We start from the raw sequence: 15,138 nt of genomic DNA, 5'->3' as shown, positions 1-15,138 counted from the left end.
CGTTCACACGTGAACACGCCCGCAGTCTCTGGAAATCTCAACGCTGGTCCCAAAGACGGCTGAGCGCTCCGCGAACTGGCGTAGGATTCGATCAGCGTTTTGCTTTCTCGCCAGTTCAGGTACCAGTCGTTGCTCGAATGTAGCACCTCTCAACGATTGCTCACCACCGATAATCAGCGGATGAAGGACCGCCCCGGTGAGGTTATTATTATCGTCAAACGAACATGCACCTATGACACTCTCCCAGACCTCCGGAGCGCGCCATGTGCCTTCTTCTGACGGTACGTGGAAAATGAAGTTACCAAGGCTATAGAAGATCGGCCTTTTCCGATAGATTTCCATTCCCTGCAACACAGGCGCTCCATGGCTTACAAAGGCCGCTGCGCCTGCATCGACACATTTTTTTGCGACGCTTCTGACCCAATCTGGCACCTCAAGCCAATCCGTCGCCCAGTGGTGATGATGCAAATAGGCAATCACCAGGCAGCCTTCACATGTGGCATCGGAAATAGCTTGGAGGTTCACGGCGAGATCGCCATCGTTGATCTTTACACTTCGCCTGAAATCTCTCGAGCGTCGGAAAACAGTTCGCCCGATGCAGACTTCCTCCAGTTCGTTAACCGGCTGGGGGTCGTTGGGTTGACTGTCATTAGTCAGCGCTAGTTGGGTATAACCGACCTTTTCACGCACTGAACGGAGTTCGTTGAACGTCGTTTCGTCAACATCGATTAGCTGGGAAATGCCCAAGCGGTTGATTCCAGGGCGCTCCGGGCGTTCCTCTCTGGCGTCATCGGCATACATAAAATCGGGGCCGGGGCCGCCATCCATGGCGACGATGGCAATCTTGCGTTGCCCTATCCAACCCAGACCGGGTCTCGCAGCCTCTTGATAGTTTCGCCCGATCCCAGCATGCAGGAAGTCTCGTTGCTCGACTTCTTCCAAAGTTGAAAGTATGCCCGAGGGGCCCAGATCGAACGCATGATTGTTGGAAAGTGAGAGAGCTTGAAATCCGATATCATGCAGTGCGTCCAGAACGGCGGGCTGGCTGCAATCGAAAAACGACCCCTTCAAAGGCCAGCCACCGTAGCGTCCGGCAATCGTGCCTTCGAAATTGGTGAAAGCCAGATCAGCTTTCTTTATTATTTCACAGACTTCCTGAAACGTTGGATTGGAAGTACCGCGAGTGTCGTGCTTGATGAGGGATTGCCCGGTTACTGCGATGGTGAAGCTGTTGCTCATGATAGTCCCCTTTTGGCATGCGCGTGACTGGCCGTAAGAACGTGGACATTGCGTCATCCCGTTCACAGCCGATCACGTTTGGCTGATGGTGTGTGCTTCTAATGGATAAACCGGCGGGATCGCGCCCCGACCAAACTGCGTGTGTAAGCGTTTTGCGATTGCGCAAATACGGTCGCTGAGGGACCGCAATCTTCCACGCGACCGTTCCTCAAGATATATATCTGGCTGCAGAGATCCTGAACGACGGCAAGATCATGCGAAATGAAGATCATCGATATATTATCTTCCAGAATCCGTTCTTTCAGAAGCTCGACGATCTCTGCTTGAACCGATACGTCAAGTGCCGAGGTTGGTTCGTCGGCGACGATAATCTCTGGTCGTGCGAGCAGTGCGCGTGCAATGCAGATACGCTGCTTTTGTCCACCAGAAAGCTGGTGTGGGTAACGAGACAGAAAATTTCTGTCCAAGCCGATCCTGTCCATCATCTTTCCGATCTCGGAACCGGTCGTCCGCCGGTCAGCCAGGCGGTTTTTCGACCGAGCGGCCTCCTCAAGTGTATCGCCGATAGCCATGCGTGGGTTCAGCGAAACCGATGGATCCTGAAAGATCATCTGAACCCGTCCAAGGATTCGGCTCGTTCGCCCATTCTTGGAGACGTCGAATTTTGCTCCGTCGATTGCAATCTCGCCGTCACTCGCCGTCTCGAGCCCGGCAATAATCCGACCCATGGTTGTCTTTCCACTACCACTTTCGCCAACAATGCCTGTAACGCTGCCGCGCTGAAGTCGAATTGAAACTTGGTCCAGTGCTTTTTGTGATGCAGTTCGTGAAAAAGGCCATGGGAGACCCGCTAAGCGGAAGCTCTTAGAGATATTGCTCGCCACAAGAATATCAGGAACCGGATTTGTTCCGGCTTCTCGTCGATCAGATATATTTGTCGACCATGACATATCGGACCCCGAATGGCCGCCGGATAAACGCAAACGGGGAACAGCCGCGAGCAATCTCCGTGTATACTCATTCTGCGGTGCGTCGAGAATGGCGCGGGTAGAGTTTTGTTCGACAACCTTCCCGTGACGCATAACCAGAACCTTGTCGGCGATCTCGGCTATGACGCCCATATCGTGGGTAACCAGCATGATGGACACACCAGTTTCATCGACGAGTTTGCGCAGGAGCAACAGAATCTGCTTTTGCACGGTTGCATCAAGCGCAGAGGTTGGCTCATCAGCGATAATGATTTCCGGCGATCCTGCTAGCGCGATGGCGATTACGATGCGTTGCCGTTGCCCGCCAGAGAACTGGTGCGGATAGTCGTGATATCGCCGCTCCGCTTGTGGGATGCCAACCCGTTCGAGGATATCAATGCCGCGTTCGCGGATCTCACGACGAGAGAGTCCACTGTGATACAGACGAATTGTTTCATCTAGTTGAGCGCCTATGCTCATCAGCGGATCCAGAGATGCGGTGTGGTCTTGAAAAATAGTCGAGATTCGTCCACCCCTCGCTCGCTCTGGGCTCGTTTTGGTCCATTTCAACTCTTGTCCGGAAAACCTGATCGAACCGGAAGTTTGCTTGAACCGCGATCCCGTCAATCCAATGACAGCATTACCTAAAGTCGACTTACCCGCGCCGGATTCGCCGATAATGCCGAGAATCTGGCCTTTGCTGAGAGACGTGCTGACATTGTGCAGGATTGGTACGGGGCCACTTGTCGTTAAATACTGTAAAGAGAGATTGCTGATCTCAAGAACGTTCGTGCTCATATCTTCGGTCATCGTGTGCTGCTCCTTGGATCAAATCTGCGACGAATATCCTCTCCCACGAAGTTCACGCTGGCGATCAGCCCAAACAGGGCAAGCCCCGGGAAAAAGCTGATCCAGTATTGGCCGGTCATCAGATACTGAAATCCATTCGCAACAGCAGAACCAAGAGATGGTTGATCGACAGGGACGCCAAGACCGAGAAAGGATAGGGTGGCTTCAAGCGCGATCGCGTGTCCGACCTCAATAGGTACAAGCGTGAGTGCGGGTGCTATGCTGTTTGGCAGCAGATGACGAATAATCACCCGGAAAGTCGGTAATCGCAGCAAATGCGCAGCGTCGATATACGATTTCCCACGTTCGCTCAGCGCAACAGCGCGTGCGAGCCGGGCATAATTTGCCCATTGGACGATGATTAGTGCGAGGATGATGCGGTCGATGCCTGGTCCCAGTGCGACAATCGCGATCAGCGCGATCAGCATCGAAGGAAGGCTTAGAAACAAATCGACCGTCCGCATGATGATGGCATCAACTCGGTTTCCGAAATATGCCGCGGTAACCCCCGCAGTCAGTCCGATCAGACCGGCTATCGCAGTGCTGATGAGGGAAACGGCGAGGCTGATGCGCAGCCCATAAAAAATCATGCTTGTGATGTCACGCCCCAATCCGTCGGTACCAAGGAAATACACATAACCACCACTTCCGGTCGTTCCCGGTCGAGAGGAGGCTTCCCACGCGAAAATCTGAAGAGGATCATAGGGATTTTGCGGTGCTATGAGTGGTGCCGCAAGTGCGAGAAGGGCAAAGACAGCGAAGATGACCATCGAAGATGTTATGGGAAGCAGGGAAGGGATCTTCCAAAATTTTCGAAGAGTTTCGGCATTCATGGCAACTACCTTTGTGAAGAATGGCGTATGCGCGGATCAATGAACGCGTGAAAGAGATCGACGAGCGCGTTGAGCACAACGAAGGTGACGGAGACGAACGTCAGCGTTGCCATCACGACGGGGCGATCTAAAAGCTGGATTGAATCGATGAGCAGCTTTCCAACGCCGGGCCAAGCAAAGATCGTTTCCACGACCACTGCAAAGGCTAGCATTGCGCCAAACTGCAAGCCGATCACCGTCACGATTGGTACACTGATATTAGGAAGAGTGTGACGAAACAGAATCCGACCAGATGAGAGGCCTTTTGCGCGGCAAAACCGGATGAAATCGTGACTTTCCACTTCCACGGTGCCGGCACGGGCCAATCGGGCAATTAATGCGATGTTTGGAATGGCCAGCGAAAGCGCGGGTAGAACCAGATGTTTCAAACCGTTCGCTGTCAGGAAACTCCATTCGACACCGAACATTCGTGTCGTATCGCCGCGACCGCCCGACGGAAACCATCCCATCATGACCGCACCGACCAGAATCAGAACCATGCTAAGCCAGAAAGCGGGAACGCTGATTGCAAATACACTGGATCTCAGAATAATCCGGTCAATCAGGGATCCCTGTCTGCGCCCGGCAATGAGGCCAAGCAGGATACCGCCAGGCGCCGCTATCAACATTGCTGCAGAAGCCAGTTCGAGTGTTGCTGGCAGCTTGGTCAAAACCAGTGAGAAGGCCGGGAGATGATAGATGTAGGAGGTGCCAAACGAACCAGTGAGAAGCGATTTCACAAATATCAGATACTGTTGCCAAAGTGGTTGGTCGAGACCCAGCGCAATCGTCGCGTTCCTTATATCCTCGACAGTCGCAGTCTCCATGTTGACGATGTTGAATACTGGGTTTCCAACACTATGAATGCCGATGAATCCGATCAGCGACATGACGAAAAGCAGAACAACGGCCTGTCCGAGACGGCGAGTGATGGCAGTGATCAGCCCCATGGTCACTCTCCCGCCGGGACGGCTTGCATGGCTGTTGTCCATCCACGTGGGTGAACAGTGTAAGAGGCAACACGCTTTCCGTAGCCCGCGATGTGGTGGAAATGATAGAGCGGAATAATTGGATAGTCCGCCATTACGAGATCGGTGGCGCGAGCGATTGCCTCGTCCCGCTTCGGCCCGACCTCGATAGCCTCCGCGTTGGCTAATGCCTCATCGAATGCCGCGTTGCGATAGTCTCCGTAATTCAACGAACCGGTTTTCTGTTCGTCATTTTTCGAAGCGAGCACGGCATCGAGACAGATCGTGACCGCATCGCCGGAACAGCCAGCATACCAAGCCGGATAATCACCCTGGTTCAGTTTGTTCGCGTAGACAGAGTAGGGGGCGACCGCCGGTTTTACTCGAACCCCGATGCGCGCCCAGTTTTGGGCTATGGCTTGCAGGGATTCGCTGTCACCTGGATAACGTCCTCCCGGCCCGCCAATCTCCACACTGAAACCGTCCTTTAACCCTGCACGGGATAGCAAGTCTTTGGCACCTTCATAATCAGGTTTGGTGACGGAAAGTTGGTCCGAGGTGCCCGGTAAACCAGTCGGAAAAAGCTGAGAGGCCGCACTTCCGTATCCCATTAGGATTTTCTGGGCGAGAAAATCGCGATCTGTCGCCATCGTCAGCGCCTTGCGCACCCGTGCATCGCGAAACGGATTGGCGATTGGTGAGCCGGATTTGTCGGTTACGCCGGGAAGCTTCTCGCGCCCGACGTCAAATTGCAGGAAATTGGATCGCGCCGCGCTGGTGCTTTCAACCTTTGCTCCGCGCTGTTTAAGCATTTTAACATCACGCGCTGGAATATAGTCGGCAAGATCGACATCACCAGTGGCGAGGGCAGCGACGCGAGCAGCAGGACTCTCAATAATTCGGAATACTACTTCAGACCAGGCAGGCTTTGTTCCCCAGTAATCATCGTTTGTAACCAGTTTAAGGGTTTCGCCCGATTGCCAGCTGTCGAATTTGTAAGGGCCGGTACCGATTACAGCCAAGCCCCGGTTCATCTCATCGGTTGCTTTGAAGCCGCCGTCCTCGTGTCGCACAATGAATATTGACGCCAGCGATAGTGGAAGGGTGGGATCAGCTTGGCTCGTTTCGAAGACAACGGTATGCGGATCCGTTGCAGTGATTTTGCTGATGGCTTGCGTATAGGCCGCCAGTCCGCCGCCTGGGGGCTTGAGATAATGCTGGATACGTTCAACGGTAGTGACGACGTCCTGTGCCGTAAAAGGCGAGCCATCGTGAAACTTCACATCTTCGCGAAGCTTGAATTCCCATTGTGCGTCTGACAGCCGCTTCCAGGATTTGGCAAGCCCCGGTTGGGGTTCCATGTTTTCGTCCTGATAAACCAGCCTTTCAAAAATATGAGAGAGAAGTGAGGTGTTTTCGTTGAGATCCGCATAATGGGGGTCGAGTGTCATAAGCTTGTAGGCAGTTGCAACTTTTAACGTCTGTGCGCTCGCCTCAATTGCCGTCAGGCCTCCCAGCATCGAAATACTAACGCCGGCGCAAACCAGCGCCCGGCTAAAAGTGCTTATAAGTGTCATTGAATTACTCCCTTTGATGTTCCGCAGCACGCCACACTTCGGGTTCGTGCTTCTCCCGCGAAAAATTCTGTCCTCCTCATCCAGGCCTGTTTCGCCCGGCTGATCCGCCCTCCCGTGATTATGTAGAGTTTACTCTGTAGTTGAATACTCTACAGAACGCAATAAGTTCAAGGATGGAAAACCGCGATATCTTTGCCCGTAATCTGTTCTGGTTAAGGAACGAGCGAAAACTCTCTCAGGAAGAGCTGGGATTCCGCTCCGGTTTGCATCGCTCGACGATTCAGAACCTTGAAAATCGAAAGCACTCACCAACCCTAAAAAATCTGGCGAAACTGGCAGGTGCGCTCGAGGTAACTATCGAGGAGTTGATCAGCCCGCGCAGGGAGGACTGAGACTTGTTTCCTTCAAAATCATTAGAAGATCGGCAGCCACTGATCGAAACGGAGGCCAAGGAAATTCATCGCAGTCGGGCTGAAGAACGCCTAGAGTTATTAATGCATGCAGTTTTGCGATGGCACCGTAAATGGATCGAGCCGGTGTATCCCACAGTTCATGTGCGGCTATGCCTTCTCGTTCGGAAGCCTCACTTTCCGCTTCAAGCGCACGCGTATATCCGGTCAGTTCGTCCGCAAACTCGAGAATGGAGTAATGCTCTTTCAATCGCGTGTTTGCTTCTGCGCGTGCTTCCGCTAGCGATGGGCCGGGTAGAACGTTTTCTATGTCCCGGTAGCTCATTACAGAGCAGCTTCCAATCCCGGGAACTTCCACCTGGATGTAAGGTTCGCCGACCTCCCGAAGCAGTTTTCTCTCGAGATGCTGCTGCAACCGGCAGAGCTGACAGAATTCAGTATAGGCTTTCTGCCAGATTTCCCATTTCAGTACTGCAGGATCGTCGTCGGGCCCAGGCGATGGCGGATGTGATTTGTGGGAAAGGAATTCCTCGACGGAGGAAAGAATGTTTCGATGGGTACGTGAGGGCAAAGTTCTGCTATTCTCAGAATCAGCCATGATCCGAGCTCCTATAAGCTTGGTTTGTGGTAAGGCCGTCTGGGTGGTACGAACACTCAGGCGGCCGCCTTCAAAGCACAGAGTACATATATAGCGGACGGTATGCAACTAAAATCAGTGCACGGCTATGATATTAACGGTCTTCAGTGTCGTTTGGCACGGGTAGCGTTGGGGTGGGGTGTACGTGAGTTGTCCTCGGCGGCCAGAGTTTCTCAGCAAACCCTTGTTCGGTTGGAGAAGGGTGAAACCCTCCGGCCAGCAACGCTTGAGCGCATAAGGAAGGTGTTGGAAGAAGCCGGCATTGTCTTCATTTCAGAAGAAAACGACGGCAGCTTCGGAATTCTGATCAAACGTTCTTCTTTGACATAATTGCCCGCCAGCAGATAAGCTCCGCTCTGGGACAAAATGGATAGAGGTGCTCGTGCGCGTAATCCAACAACAGCCAATGAGCTGTGCGCGTTTTTTCTTGTTCTGCGGGATGGCAGTCCTGACCGCGAGGCTCTTACCATACCGCACCGGCGATTTAATAAATGGCTCCCGAACGGGTTTCGTGTGATCTTAGCGGTATTCGTCTTACTTCGAGAGGATGAATGGCTGTTCTTCTCGCTGGCTTGGTCACAACGATCCGAAACCTGGGCAAGAATTGCTCGGATAAGCAGCGAAGCGCGAAGTTCACACTGAGCGTTCAGAGAAATGCTGCCAGCCCCCTGACTTTTACATCTTCAACGACCGACTTTCCCTATTCCTGCGTTAGGACAAAGATATGACGGATACAGTAACTCGTTGAAGCATTCTTTTTGATCGCATCAAGAAATGAATTGCCCACTTTGATCGCGTCCGGGGTGGGGCCATCCTGCGTGCATTGGATAAAACGAATCACTGCTGAATCCCGCGCCAATGTGAACTAACTCCAAGAGTGCTCGCGCCCGCTGGTGAGATTAATAGTATGCGTTTTCGTAATGTAATGAATATAATTGTGAAGATCAGCAGTGCTTTCGTAAACGATCAGGCGCCATAAACACCTTGCAGCTTTTCAAATATCTCGGGTGCAATCTCATATTGCCGAGCTTTGCCTCGACCAAGGGATGTCTTGCCCCAAGATTCTTTTAACAAGCCGCGAGTGACGAGAGGATCAATCGCCTCCTGCGCAGCTTTTCGTGTCATACCAGTCACTTCCGTTACGTTGGTTATGGTTAGCACCATTTCAGCTTTTTGCAGACTGTAGAGCAGATTCATCATTCCAAGCTGACGCAGACGCGAGTTTGGTGTCTCGTCGGGCAGCGGTTTAGACATGATCTCGTGCGTCGTCACGGTCGCAAAAATCGCGTTGTGCCAGCGGCTCTCTAATTGACTTGGCATCTTCTTAACTATGCGTTATCGTGTAGTATGAAAGAAGGGTGAATGCGCGCAGGCAAACCGCGTGAGGCGCGATAGACGGGGAGAATGGCATGAGGCATGCAGTCATTCGGGTGCTTTCCGGCGTTTTAATATGCGCTCCATTATACACGTTTTCGTCATCTGTGGCGCGGACAGATGATTGGGGGTGCCAAGTGCTGCTTTGCCTTTCCAATCCCGGCTCGCCAACCGAGTACGCTGAATGCCGTTCGCCAATCGAACGGCTTTGGTCACATCTGGCCAAGGGACGCACCTTTCCCATTTGTAGTGGCATTGGTTTCACGACGTCCCGGCCGCGCTACGAGCCCTATTACTGCGATACCGGGTTTCGCCTCGTCACACGGTCGGACGTCCGCGGGCACAGCGAGGCTGGATGCGTGTCCATCGAACCCAAAGTCGTTAGCAAGCATATGTGCAGGAGTGATTACAGTAGTGTGGCGACAGGCCAATGGTACTTCGAAAATTCGAAGAGAGTCTGCAAAGCCTTTGTCGCCAAACGTCCCAATATCCGGAAACAACCTCGATATGTCGATGTGACAATAGATGGTGCAGGTCGCCAACGCGTGTGGTTCTGACGATGGCAACGATTTTTGTCGATCTTGCGCAGCAATGCGCGCCGCAGATTGTGACCGAAACACTCGCAGCGGTGGTAAGTGTCGAGAGCGGCTTTAAGCCTTTCGCGATCCGCATCAATTCCAACTATCCCCCTACCAATCAGCCTCGAACCGAGGCCCAAGCCATTGAAACCGCCTCAATCCTGATCGCCGATGGCATCGACATTGATCTCGGTCTCGCAGGCATTAATGCCGGTGATCTCGGTAAGCTTGGTCTGTCTGTAAGCGATGCGTTCGATTTCTGCCTCAACCTTAAAGCAAGCGCCTCACTGCTCGAAAGCTATTATCGAGTGGCGGTTGAGGCGGGCGCGACGGATGCCCAAGCTGAGGTGGTCATGCTGCGCTCGTATTACGGCCACGGCGACCCTTCGCTCGGCGAATTGGTCGGCTATGACAAGCGCGTTTTGGCGGAACGCAAGCGGTTGGTCGAACGCCTTAAGACTATCGAGATAACTCAAGAACAGGCAAGCGGGACCCAGCGGCGGGATCGGACGGCGGACCATAGTGTGAGTTCCGACACTGGCGCGACCCTACATTCGCGAAGTCGTTCCGAACCGCCTGCGCCAAAATGGGACGTCTTCAGTTCAGGGAGGCGATCTTCCGTCCTCGTCTTTTCAAATGACCAACAGGAGTGATGAACACATGAATCTTCAGGCTCGCATCAAACCGTTCGCGACGATCGCGTCGATGGCAACCGTATTCTCTCTAGCCCTGATCGAGCCGAGCTTAGCCCAAGCAGGCGGTATCGAGAGTGTTCTGCAGAACATCGTCAATATGCTACAGGGCAATGTCGCACGTCTGCTGGCCATCATAGCGGTCATTATCGTCGGCATCGCCTGGATGTTCGGCTATCTGGACCTCCGCAAAGCCGCCTTCGTCGTCCTTGGTATCGGTATTATCTTCGGTGCAACCGAAATCGTCTCCATGATTTCAGGCAGCTGACAATGATTGGGACGATCGAACTCGAGCAAGACACGCTGTTCTTGGCCTGCACGCGACCGGCGATGATTGGCGGCGTGACGATGGAGGCGATGGGGATCAACATGATCTTCACGACAATCCTTTTCATCGTCGCGGGGTCGGTCGCCTATGTCCTTGTGGGATTGGTCTTTCACACCGTCTTCAAGGCAATCGTCAAGCACGATCATAACAAGTTTCGCGTTCTGCTTGGCTGGATAGAGACGCGAGGTAGGACCCGTAATAGCAGGTTTTGGGGCGGATCAAGCCTTACACCGATGAAGCTTGTCCGGCGTTATGATGAAAGGGATCTCGGCCTTGTCTAGTACAACCATCATAAGGAAGCGCGAGCTCGAGCCAGAGACGTTCATTCCTTATGTCCGCCACGCTGACGAACGGGTGATAGCCCTCGATTCCCGCGCCCTCATGGTTATGATCGCGCTCGAAGGCGTGTCATTTGAGACGGCGGACACCCTCGATCTGAATGCCCTTCATCGCGACCTGAACACGCTTTATCGCAATATCGCCGATGAGCGGCTGGCTCTTTGGACGCATGTCATCCGCCGCCGCGACAACGATTATCCCGAAGGAACATTTTCCAATGATTTCTCGCGCACTCTGAACGAGAAATACCGAAACCGTATGATCGACCAGGACTTGTTCCGCAACGATCTCTATCTGAGCTTGGTTTGGTATCCCGGCCGAGACCCGATTGAGCGTGTGGTGGCTTTGCTGTCGAAGTTGCGCAAAGCGCGGCGAACCGGACTTGAGGTCGACGAAGAAGCGCTGAAGCATCTCAACAATGCTGTCGTTGACTTGACCGCTGGGCTCAAGCGCTTCACTCCGCGCATCCTGTCGTTACAGGTGCGGGACGGACTTGTCTTCTCAGAGCCGAGCGAGGTATTGCACCAGCTGGTCGGTGGCCGCCGGGAGGCCGTGCCGCTGACTGAGGGGCGGACATCGTCCGCGATCTATTCTGATCGTGTCATCATCGGCCGCGAAACCGTCGAAATTCGCCACGAGGGAACGACCCGCTATGCCGGCATGTTTGGCTTCAAGGAATATCCGGCCCGAACGCGTCCTGGCATGTTCGATGGTTTGCTCACCGTTCCATACGAACTGATCTTGACGCAGAGCTTCTCATTTTTGTCGAAAGCTGACGGCAAGACGGTGATGGGGCGCAAACAGAACCAGATGATCAGCGCCGGCGACAAGGCCGGGTCGCAACTCGAGGAACTGGACGCAGCCCTTGATGACCTGGAATCGAACCGGTTTGTCCTTGGTGACCATCATCTCACACTAACGGTGTTCGCGGGATCGGTGAAGGATCTAACCGACAATCTGGCAAAAAGCCGGACGCATCTGACCAACGGCGGCGCGGTCGTCGCGCGAGAAGACCTCGGACTGGAAGCGGCCTGGTGGGCGCAGCTCCCCGGAAACTTCCGCTATCGTGTTCGCTCAGGCGCCATAACGTCGAAGAATTTTGCAGCCCTTTCGCCATTCCACTCCTATCCGGCAGGCAAGCGCGACGGTAACGAATGGGGGCCGGCCGTGGCGATGCTGAAAACTGCGTCCGGCTCGCCGCTTTATTTCAATCTTCATTATGGTGACCTCGGCAATACCTTCATTGGTGGCCCTTCCGGGTCGGGCAAGACCGTTCTGCTCAACTTCATACTGTCCCAAGGCGAGAAGTTCGACTCGCATATCGTCTTTTTCGATAAGGACCGCGGCGCCGATCTCTTCGTACGCGCGGCGGGCGGAACCTATCTGCCGTTGAAGAATGGCCGCCCGACGGGATGCGCACCCCTTAAGGGCATGGAACTGACACCGGAGAACAGGGCGTTCCTGGCGCAGTGGGTGAACAAGCTTGTCGGCTCTAAGACACGCGAACTCTCGGTTTCCGACGTGCGAGATATCGCCGGTGCTATTGACGGCCTTTCCGATCTTCCTGTCGAGCGCCGGTCGATTGGCGCATTGCGCACCTTCCTCAACAACACCGATCCGGAAGGTGTCGCCGCGCGGTTGCGCCGGTGGGAAAAGGGAGGTCCGCTCGGCTGGGTTTTCGATAATGACGCCGACGAGATCGGTATTGGGGCGAAGTTCCTCGGCTACGACATGACGGACTTCCTCGATAACGAGGAAATCCGTACGCCGCTGATGGCTTATCTCTTCCATCGGGTCGAGCAGCTTATTGACGGCCGTCGCATCATCATCGTCATCGACGAATTCTGGAAGGCCCTTGCCGACGAGGGCTTCAGGGACCTGGCCCAGAACAAGCTCAAGACCATCCGAAAGCAGAATGGCCTGATGTTGTTCGCCACGCAGAGCCCTCGTGACGCTATCAATTCCCCGATCGCCCATACGATTATAGAGCAGTGCCCAACGCAGGTTTTCATGCCGAACTCACGCGGCAGTCATGTGGATTATGTCGGCGGATTCAAGCTAACCGAACGGGAATACGAGCTGATCGCGCGTGAGCTTTCCAATGAGAGCCGACGCTTCATCGTCAAGCAGGGCCATAACAGTATCGTCGCCGAACTCAATCTGAGCGGCTTCGACGACGAATTAGCCATTCTCTCTGGCCGAACGGCGAATGTCGAACTCGCCGACACGATAAGGGCCCGATCGGGGGACGATCCGGCAGTTTGGATTCCTCTATTTCATCAACGAAGGAGTGCAGTCTGATGCGAATTCGCAAATCTACGATGGCGGTGGTGGCCATTCTCGCCCTGTCGGCTGGCGCTGGAGCACAGGGGATTCCTGTCGTCGACAAGACGGCGATCCTGCGATGGGCCAGCCAGCTCGATGCAATGAAGCAGCAGTATGAAGCGCTCAATCAACAGATTAATCAGGCCGAGAAATTGTTCGGCTCCCTGAACAAGCTGACCGACATGGCGGATGTGGCTTCGCTTCTGAACCAGCCCGAAATCCGCAAGGCGCTGCCGCAGGATTTTGTCGCCATCGAAAGCCTTCTTAGTGGCAATGATTCCGGCCAATTCGGCGATGCCGCGTCGAAGTTTACCGAGAGCAATTCGACCTATCAGTCGTCGGCGAATGATTTCTACGCACATGAACTCGAGAGAATCCAGAAACGCAATGCTGGCCAGATGTCCCTAGGCCAGAAGATCTACGACACGGCGACCAAACGTATCGAAGGGATCGACCAGCTTCGCCAGAAGATCTCCTCGGCGAGCGACGCCAAGGAGATTGCTGACCTGCAGACACGAATTCAGGCCGAAAGCGCCTTTCTGCAGACCGATCTTCTACGGATGCAAGGCTTGCAAATGGTCCAGCAGGTCCATGTCCAGGTCGAGCAGCAACGGCGTGCGGAGGACTGGAAGAAGCGTATGGATGAAATGGGGGCGGCGCTTCAATGAGACCTTTTGTCAACTTTCTGATCATCGGAATGCTTACAGGATGCTCCCAGGCGGAAAAGACCTATTCGGTCGACGACTTTCTGGCAAACGATGCGCTGTTGGCTGAGCATGTCGAGAAGTGCCGCAACAATCCAGGTGAACTTGGTCAGACGCCCAACTGTGTCAATGCAGCTGCTGCCGATGGCAAGGCGCGCCTTCAACGCATGAAAAAGGCTTTGGGGGGCTAACGGGGGAAATGTATAATATCTTCGCCTTTGTCGATGGGCAGTTCCAGAACCCGTTGCAGAACTTTATTTCAATCGGTACATCGAACATCGCCAATTGGGTGGTTGGTCCTATCACAGTGGCATTGACCCTCTACGTTGTGCTTTACGGCTTCCTTATCCTGCGAGGCTCTGTCCAGGAGCCAATCACGGATTTCGCATTTCGTGCAATGAAACTCGCCGTTATCCTGATGCTGGTCAGGAATGCCGCCGAGTATCAAATCTATGTTGCCGACCTGTTTTTCGAGTCACTTCCACGCGAGATATCCCAAGCTCTCAATGTTGGTGCCACACCGACCGCAAGCACCTTTGATGCTTTACTAGACAAGGGCCAGAAATCGGCGCGCGAGGTTTGGGCGCGCGCCTACTGGCCAGTGGACATCGTGACCGGCCTCGGCGGCATGCTGGTGATAGGGGCGAGTTTTGCCGTCGCGGCAATTGGCTACATCGTTTCCCTCTATGCCAGGCTCGCACTGGCGATCGTTCTGGCCATTGGGCCCATTTTTATTGCACTTGCCATGTTCCAGGCCACGCGGCGTTTCACCGAGGCGTGGCTCGGCCAGCTCGTTAATTTCGTTATCCTGCAGGTTCTGGTGGTCGCCATCGGCTCGTTGTTGATCGACACGATCGATTCCATTTTCCTTGCCATTGAGGCCTATTCCGATGTGCTGATGCGGCCGATCGCGCTCTGTGCCATCTGCCTTGCGGCGCTCTACGTTTTCTATCAGCTCCCGGCAATCGCCTCAGCGCTTGCTGCGGGCGGCGCGTCGCTCACCTATGGCTACGGCGCGGCGCGTGATGCACATGAAGGCATTCTCGCCCGGGGCATGAAGAATGCCCGTGGGGGCATCAGGACAATTTACCAAAAATTCCGGCCTTCAGGCTCTTCCTGACCGACGATCCTGCACTTTTGAAAGGTCCACATCGATGGGGCGAACGCTATTGTTATGTCTTTCACTCTTTGCGTTGAGCGGCTGCGCGACGCTGAGCTATCCGCTGCCCAAATGTGACGGTTACGCCAAGCGGCCGCTCAATAGATCGATGTGGGAAT

Annotated in this window: 17 protein-coding genes; 10 read left to right on the top strand and 7 right to left on the bottom strand. The window is 54.2% G+C overall.

Translation table 11 applies throughout. From position 1 onward, the window contains the following. Nucleotides 1-3 precede the first annotated feature (3 nt). The 5 genes from CEV34_RS15085 to CEV34_RS15065 all read right to left on the bottom strand — a co-directional run bounded on the left by CEV34_RS15085 (nucleotide 4) and on the right by CEV34_RS15065 (nucleotide 6,473). Nucleotides 4-1,239, bottom strand: a complete 1,236-nt coding sequence (locus CEV34_RS15085) for a CapA family protein (RefSeq protein ID WP_094543885.1) — start codon at nucleotides 1,237-1,239, stop codon at nucleotides 4-6. A 98-nt stretch (nucleotides 1,240-1,337) separates the two neighbouring features. Next, nucleotides 1,338-3,017: a dipeptide ABC transporter ATP-binding protein gene (locus CEV34_RS15080; RefSeq protein WP_094543884.1), complete on the bottom strand. Its 1,680-nt coding sequence runs from the start codon at nucleotides 3,015-3,017 to the stop codon at nucleotides 1,338-1,340. Beyond that, nucleotides 3,014-3,826: an ABC transporter permease gene (locus CEV34_RS15075; RefSeq protein WP_374891807.1), complete on the bottom strand. Its 813-nt coding sequence runs from the start codon at nucleotides 3,824-3,826 to the stop codon at nucleotides 3,014-3,016. Before CEV34_RS15075 ends, CEV34_RS15080 begins: the two co-directional genes overlap by 4 nt. Before the next feature lie 68 nt (nucleotides 3,827-3,894). After that, nucleotides 3,895-4,878 (bottom strand): ABC transporter permease, encoded by a 984-nt coding sequence (locus tag CEV34_RS15070; RefSeq protein ID WP_007881600.1) that lies wholly within the window; start codon nucleotides 4,876-4,878, stop codon nucleotides 3,895-3,897. Between the two features lie 2 nt (nucleotides 4,879-4,880). Next, nucleotides 4,881-6,473: an ABC transporter substrate-binding protein gene (locus CEV34_RS15065; RefSeq protein ID WP_007881598.1), complete on the bottom strand. Its 1,593-nt coding sequence runs from the start codon at nucleotides 6,471-6,473 to the stop codon at nucleotides 4,881-4,883. Between the two features lie 173 nt (nucleotides 6,474-6,646). On the opposite strand from CEV34_RS15065, the gene CEV34_RS15060 reads away from it, so the two are divergent. Next, nucleotides 6,647-6,865 (top strand): helix-turn-helix domain-containing protein, encoded by a 219-nt coding sequence (locus tag CEV34_RS15060; RefSeq protein ID WP_007881592.1) that lies wholly within the window; start codon nucleotides 6,647-6,649, stop codon nucleotides 6,863-6,865. Here CEV34_RS15060 and CEV34_RS15055 read toward each other — a convergent pair. After that, nucleotides 6,843-7,481: a hypothetical protein gene (locus CEV34_RS15055; protein WP_094543882.1), complete on the bottom strand. Its 639-nt coding sequence runs from the start codon at nucleotides 7,479-7,481 to the stop codon at nucleotides 6,843-6,845. The two genes, CEV34_RS15060 and CEV34_RS15055, sit on opposite strands and share 23 nt — an antisense overlap. Before the next feature lie 132 nt (nucleotides 7,482-7,613). Here CEV34_RS15055 and CEV34_RS15050 point away from each other — a divergent pair, with 132 nt between their 5' ends. After that, on the top strand, nucleotides 7,614-7,850 hold the full coding sequence (locus CEV34_RS15050; protein ID WP_083898705.1) for a helix-turn-helix domain-containing protein: 237 nt from the start codon (nucleotides 7,614-7,616) through the stop codon (nucleotides 7,848-7,850). A gap of 636 nt (nucleotides 7,851-8,486) precedes the next feature. Here CEV34_RS15050 and CEV34_RS15045 read toward each other — a convergent pair. Further along, nucleotides 8,487-8,840 (bottom strand): hypothetical protein, encoded by a 354-nt coding sequence (locus CEV34_RS15045; RefSeq protein WP_007881589.1) that lies wholly within the window; start codon nucleotides 8,838-8,840, stop codon nucleotides 8,487-8,489. An 89-nt stretch (nucleotides 8,841-8,929) separates the two neighbouring features. Here CEV34_RS15045 and CEV34_RS27730 point away from each other — a divergent pair, with 89 nt between their 5' ends. The 8 genes from CEV34_RS27730 to CEV34_RS15005 are packed head-to-tail and all read left to right on the top strand — an operon-like array spanning nucleotide 8,930 to nucleotide 14,980. Continuing rightward, nucleotides 8,930-9,451 carry a hypothetical protein gene (locus tag CEV34_RS27730; protein ID WP_084479979.1) on the top strand — a complete coding sequence of 174 codons (522 nt, stop codon included), beginning with the start codon at nucleotides 8,930-8,932 and terminating at the stop codon, nucleotides 9,449-9,451. 2 nt (nucleotides 9,452-9,453) lie between these two features. After that, on the top strand, nucleotides 9,454-10,125 hold the full coding sequence (locus CEV34_RS15035; RefSeq protein ID WP_039861236.1) for a lytic transglycosylase domain-containing protein: 672 nt from the start codon (nucleotides 9,454-9,456) through the stop codon (nucleotides 10,123-10,125). Nucleotides 10,126-10,132: 7 nt separating this feature from the next. Continuing rightward, nucleotides 10,133-10,432 carry a TrbC/VirB2 family protein gene (locus CEV34_RS15030; RefSeq protein WP_007881587.1) on the top strand — a complete coding sequence of 100 codons (300 nt, stop codon included), beginning with the start codon at nucleotides 10,133-10,135 and terminating at the stop codon, nucleotides 10,430-10,432. A 2-nt stretch (nucleotides 10,433-10,434) separates the two neighbouring features. Then, nucleotides 10,435-10,773: a VirB3 family type IV secretion system protein gene (locus CEV34_RS15025; RefSeq protein ID WP_007881583.1), complete on the top strand. Its 339-nt coding sequence runs from the start codon at nucleotides 10,435-10,437 to the stop codon at nucleotides 10,771-10,773. After that, nucleotides 10,766-13,132 carry a VirB4 family type IV secretion system protein gene (locus tag CEV34_RS15020; RefSeq protein ID WP_094543898.1) on the top strand — a complete coding sequence of 789 codons (2,367 nt, stop codon included), beginning with the start codon at nucleotides 10,766-10,768 and terminating at the stop codon, nucleotides 13,130-13,132. Before CEV34_RS15025 ends, CEV34_RS15020 begins: the two co-directional genes overlap by 8 nt. Beyond that, nucleotides 13,132-13,824, top strand: a complete 693-nt coding sequence (virB5, locus tag CEV34_RS15015; protein ID WP_094543881.1) for a P-type DNA transfer protein VirB5 — start codon at nucleotides 13,132-13,134, stop codon at nucleotides 13,822-13,824. Before CEV34_RS15020 ends, virB5 begins: the two co-directional genes overlap by 1 nt. Then, nucleotides 13,821-14,051, top strand: a complete 231-nt coding sequence (locus CEV34_RS15010) for an EexN family lipoprotein (RefSeq protein WP_064322886.1) — start codon at nucleotides 13,821-13,823, stop codon at nucleotides 14,049-14,051. The genes virB5 and CEV34_RS15010 overlap by 4 nt, the downstream gene beginning before the upstream one ends. A gap of 8 nt (nucleotides 14,052-14,059) precedes the next feature. Further along, entirely contained in the window at nucleotides 14,060-14,980 is a 921-nt protein-coding gene (locus tag CEV34_RS15005; protein ID WP_094543880.1) for a TrbL/VirB6 family protein, read from the top strand. Nucleotides 14,981-15,138 lie beyond the last annotated feature (158 nt).

Source organism: Brucella pseudogrignonensis, from assembly GCF_002252525.1.
Classification (GTDB): Bacteria; Pseudomonadota; Alphaproteobacteria; order Rhizobiales; family Rhizobiaceae; genus Brucella; species Brucella pseudogrignonensis.
This window is presented reverse-complemented; position numbering and strand designations above follow the sequence as displayed.

Coding starts and splice junctions, on each gene's coding strand:
- CEV34_RS15085 (WP_094543885.1), bottom strand. CDS start 1,239: ATGAGCAACAGCTTCACCATCGCAGTAACCGGGCAATCCCTCATCAAG.
- CEV34_RS15080 (WP_094543884.1), bottom strand. CDS start 3,017: ATGACCGAAGATATGAGCACGAACGTTCTTGAGATCAGCAATCTCTCT.
- CEV34_RS15075 (WP_374891807.1), bottom strand. CDS start 3,826: ATGGTCATCTTCGCTGTCTTTGCCCTTCTCGCACTTGCGGCACCACTC.
- CEV34_RS15070 (WP_007881600.1), bottom strand. CDS start 4,878: ATGGGGCTGATCACTGCCATCACTCGCCGTCTCGGACAGGCCGTTGTT.
- CEV34_RS15065 (WP_007881598.1), bottom strand. CDS start 6,473: ATGACACTTATAAGCACTTTTAGCCGGGCGCTGGTTTGCGCCGGCGTT.
- CEV34_RS15060 (WP_007881592.1), top strand. CDS start 6,647: ATGGAAAACCGCGATATCTTTGCCCGTAATCTGTTCTGGTTAAGGAAC.
- CEV34_RS15055 (WP_094543882.1), bottom strand. CDS start 7,481: ATGGCTGATTCTGAGAATAGCAGAACTTTGCCCTCACGTACCCATCGA.
- CEV34_RS15045 (WP_007881589.1), bottom strand. CDS start 8,840: ATGCCAAGTCAATTAGAGAGCCGCTGGCACAACGCGATTTTTGCGACC.
- CEV34_RS27730 (WP_084479979.1), top strand. CDS start 8,930: ATGAGGCATGCAGTCATTCGGGTGCTTTCCGGCGTTTTAATATGCGCT.
- CEV34_RS15035 (WP_039861236.1), top strand. CDS start 9,454: ATGGCAACGATTTTTGTCGATCTTGCGCAGCAATGCGCGCCGCAGATT.
- CEV34_RS15030 (WP_007881587.1), top strand. CDS start 10,133: ATGAATCTTCAGGCTCGCATCAAACCGTTCGCGACGATCGCGTCGATG.
- CEV34_RS15025 (WP_007881583.1), top strand. CDS start 10,435: ATGATTGGGACGATCGAACTCGAGCAAGACACGCTGTTCTTGGCCTGC.
- virB5 (WP_094543881.1), top strand. CDS start 13,132: ATGCGAATTCGCAAATCTACGATGGCGGTGGTGGCCATTCTCGCCCTG.
- CEV34_RS15010 (WP_064322886.1), top strand. CDS start 13,821: ATGAGACCTTTTGTCAACTTTCTGATCATCGGAATGCTTACAGGATGC.
- CEV34_RS15005 (WP_094543880.1), top strand. CDS start 14,060: ATGTATAATATCTTCGCCTTTGTCGATGGGCAGTTCCAGAACCCGTTG.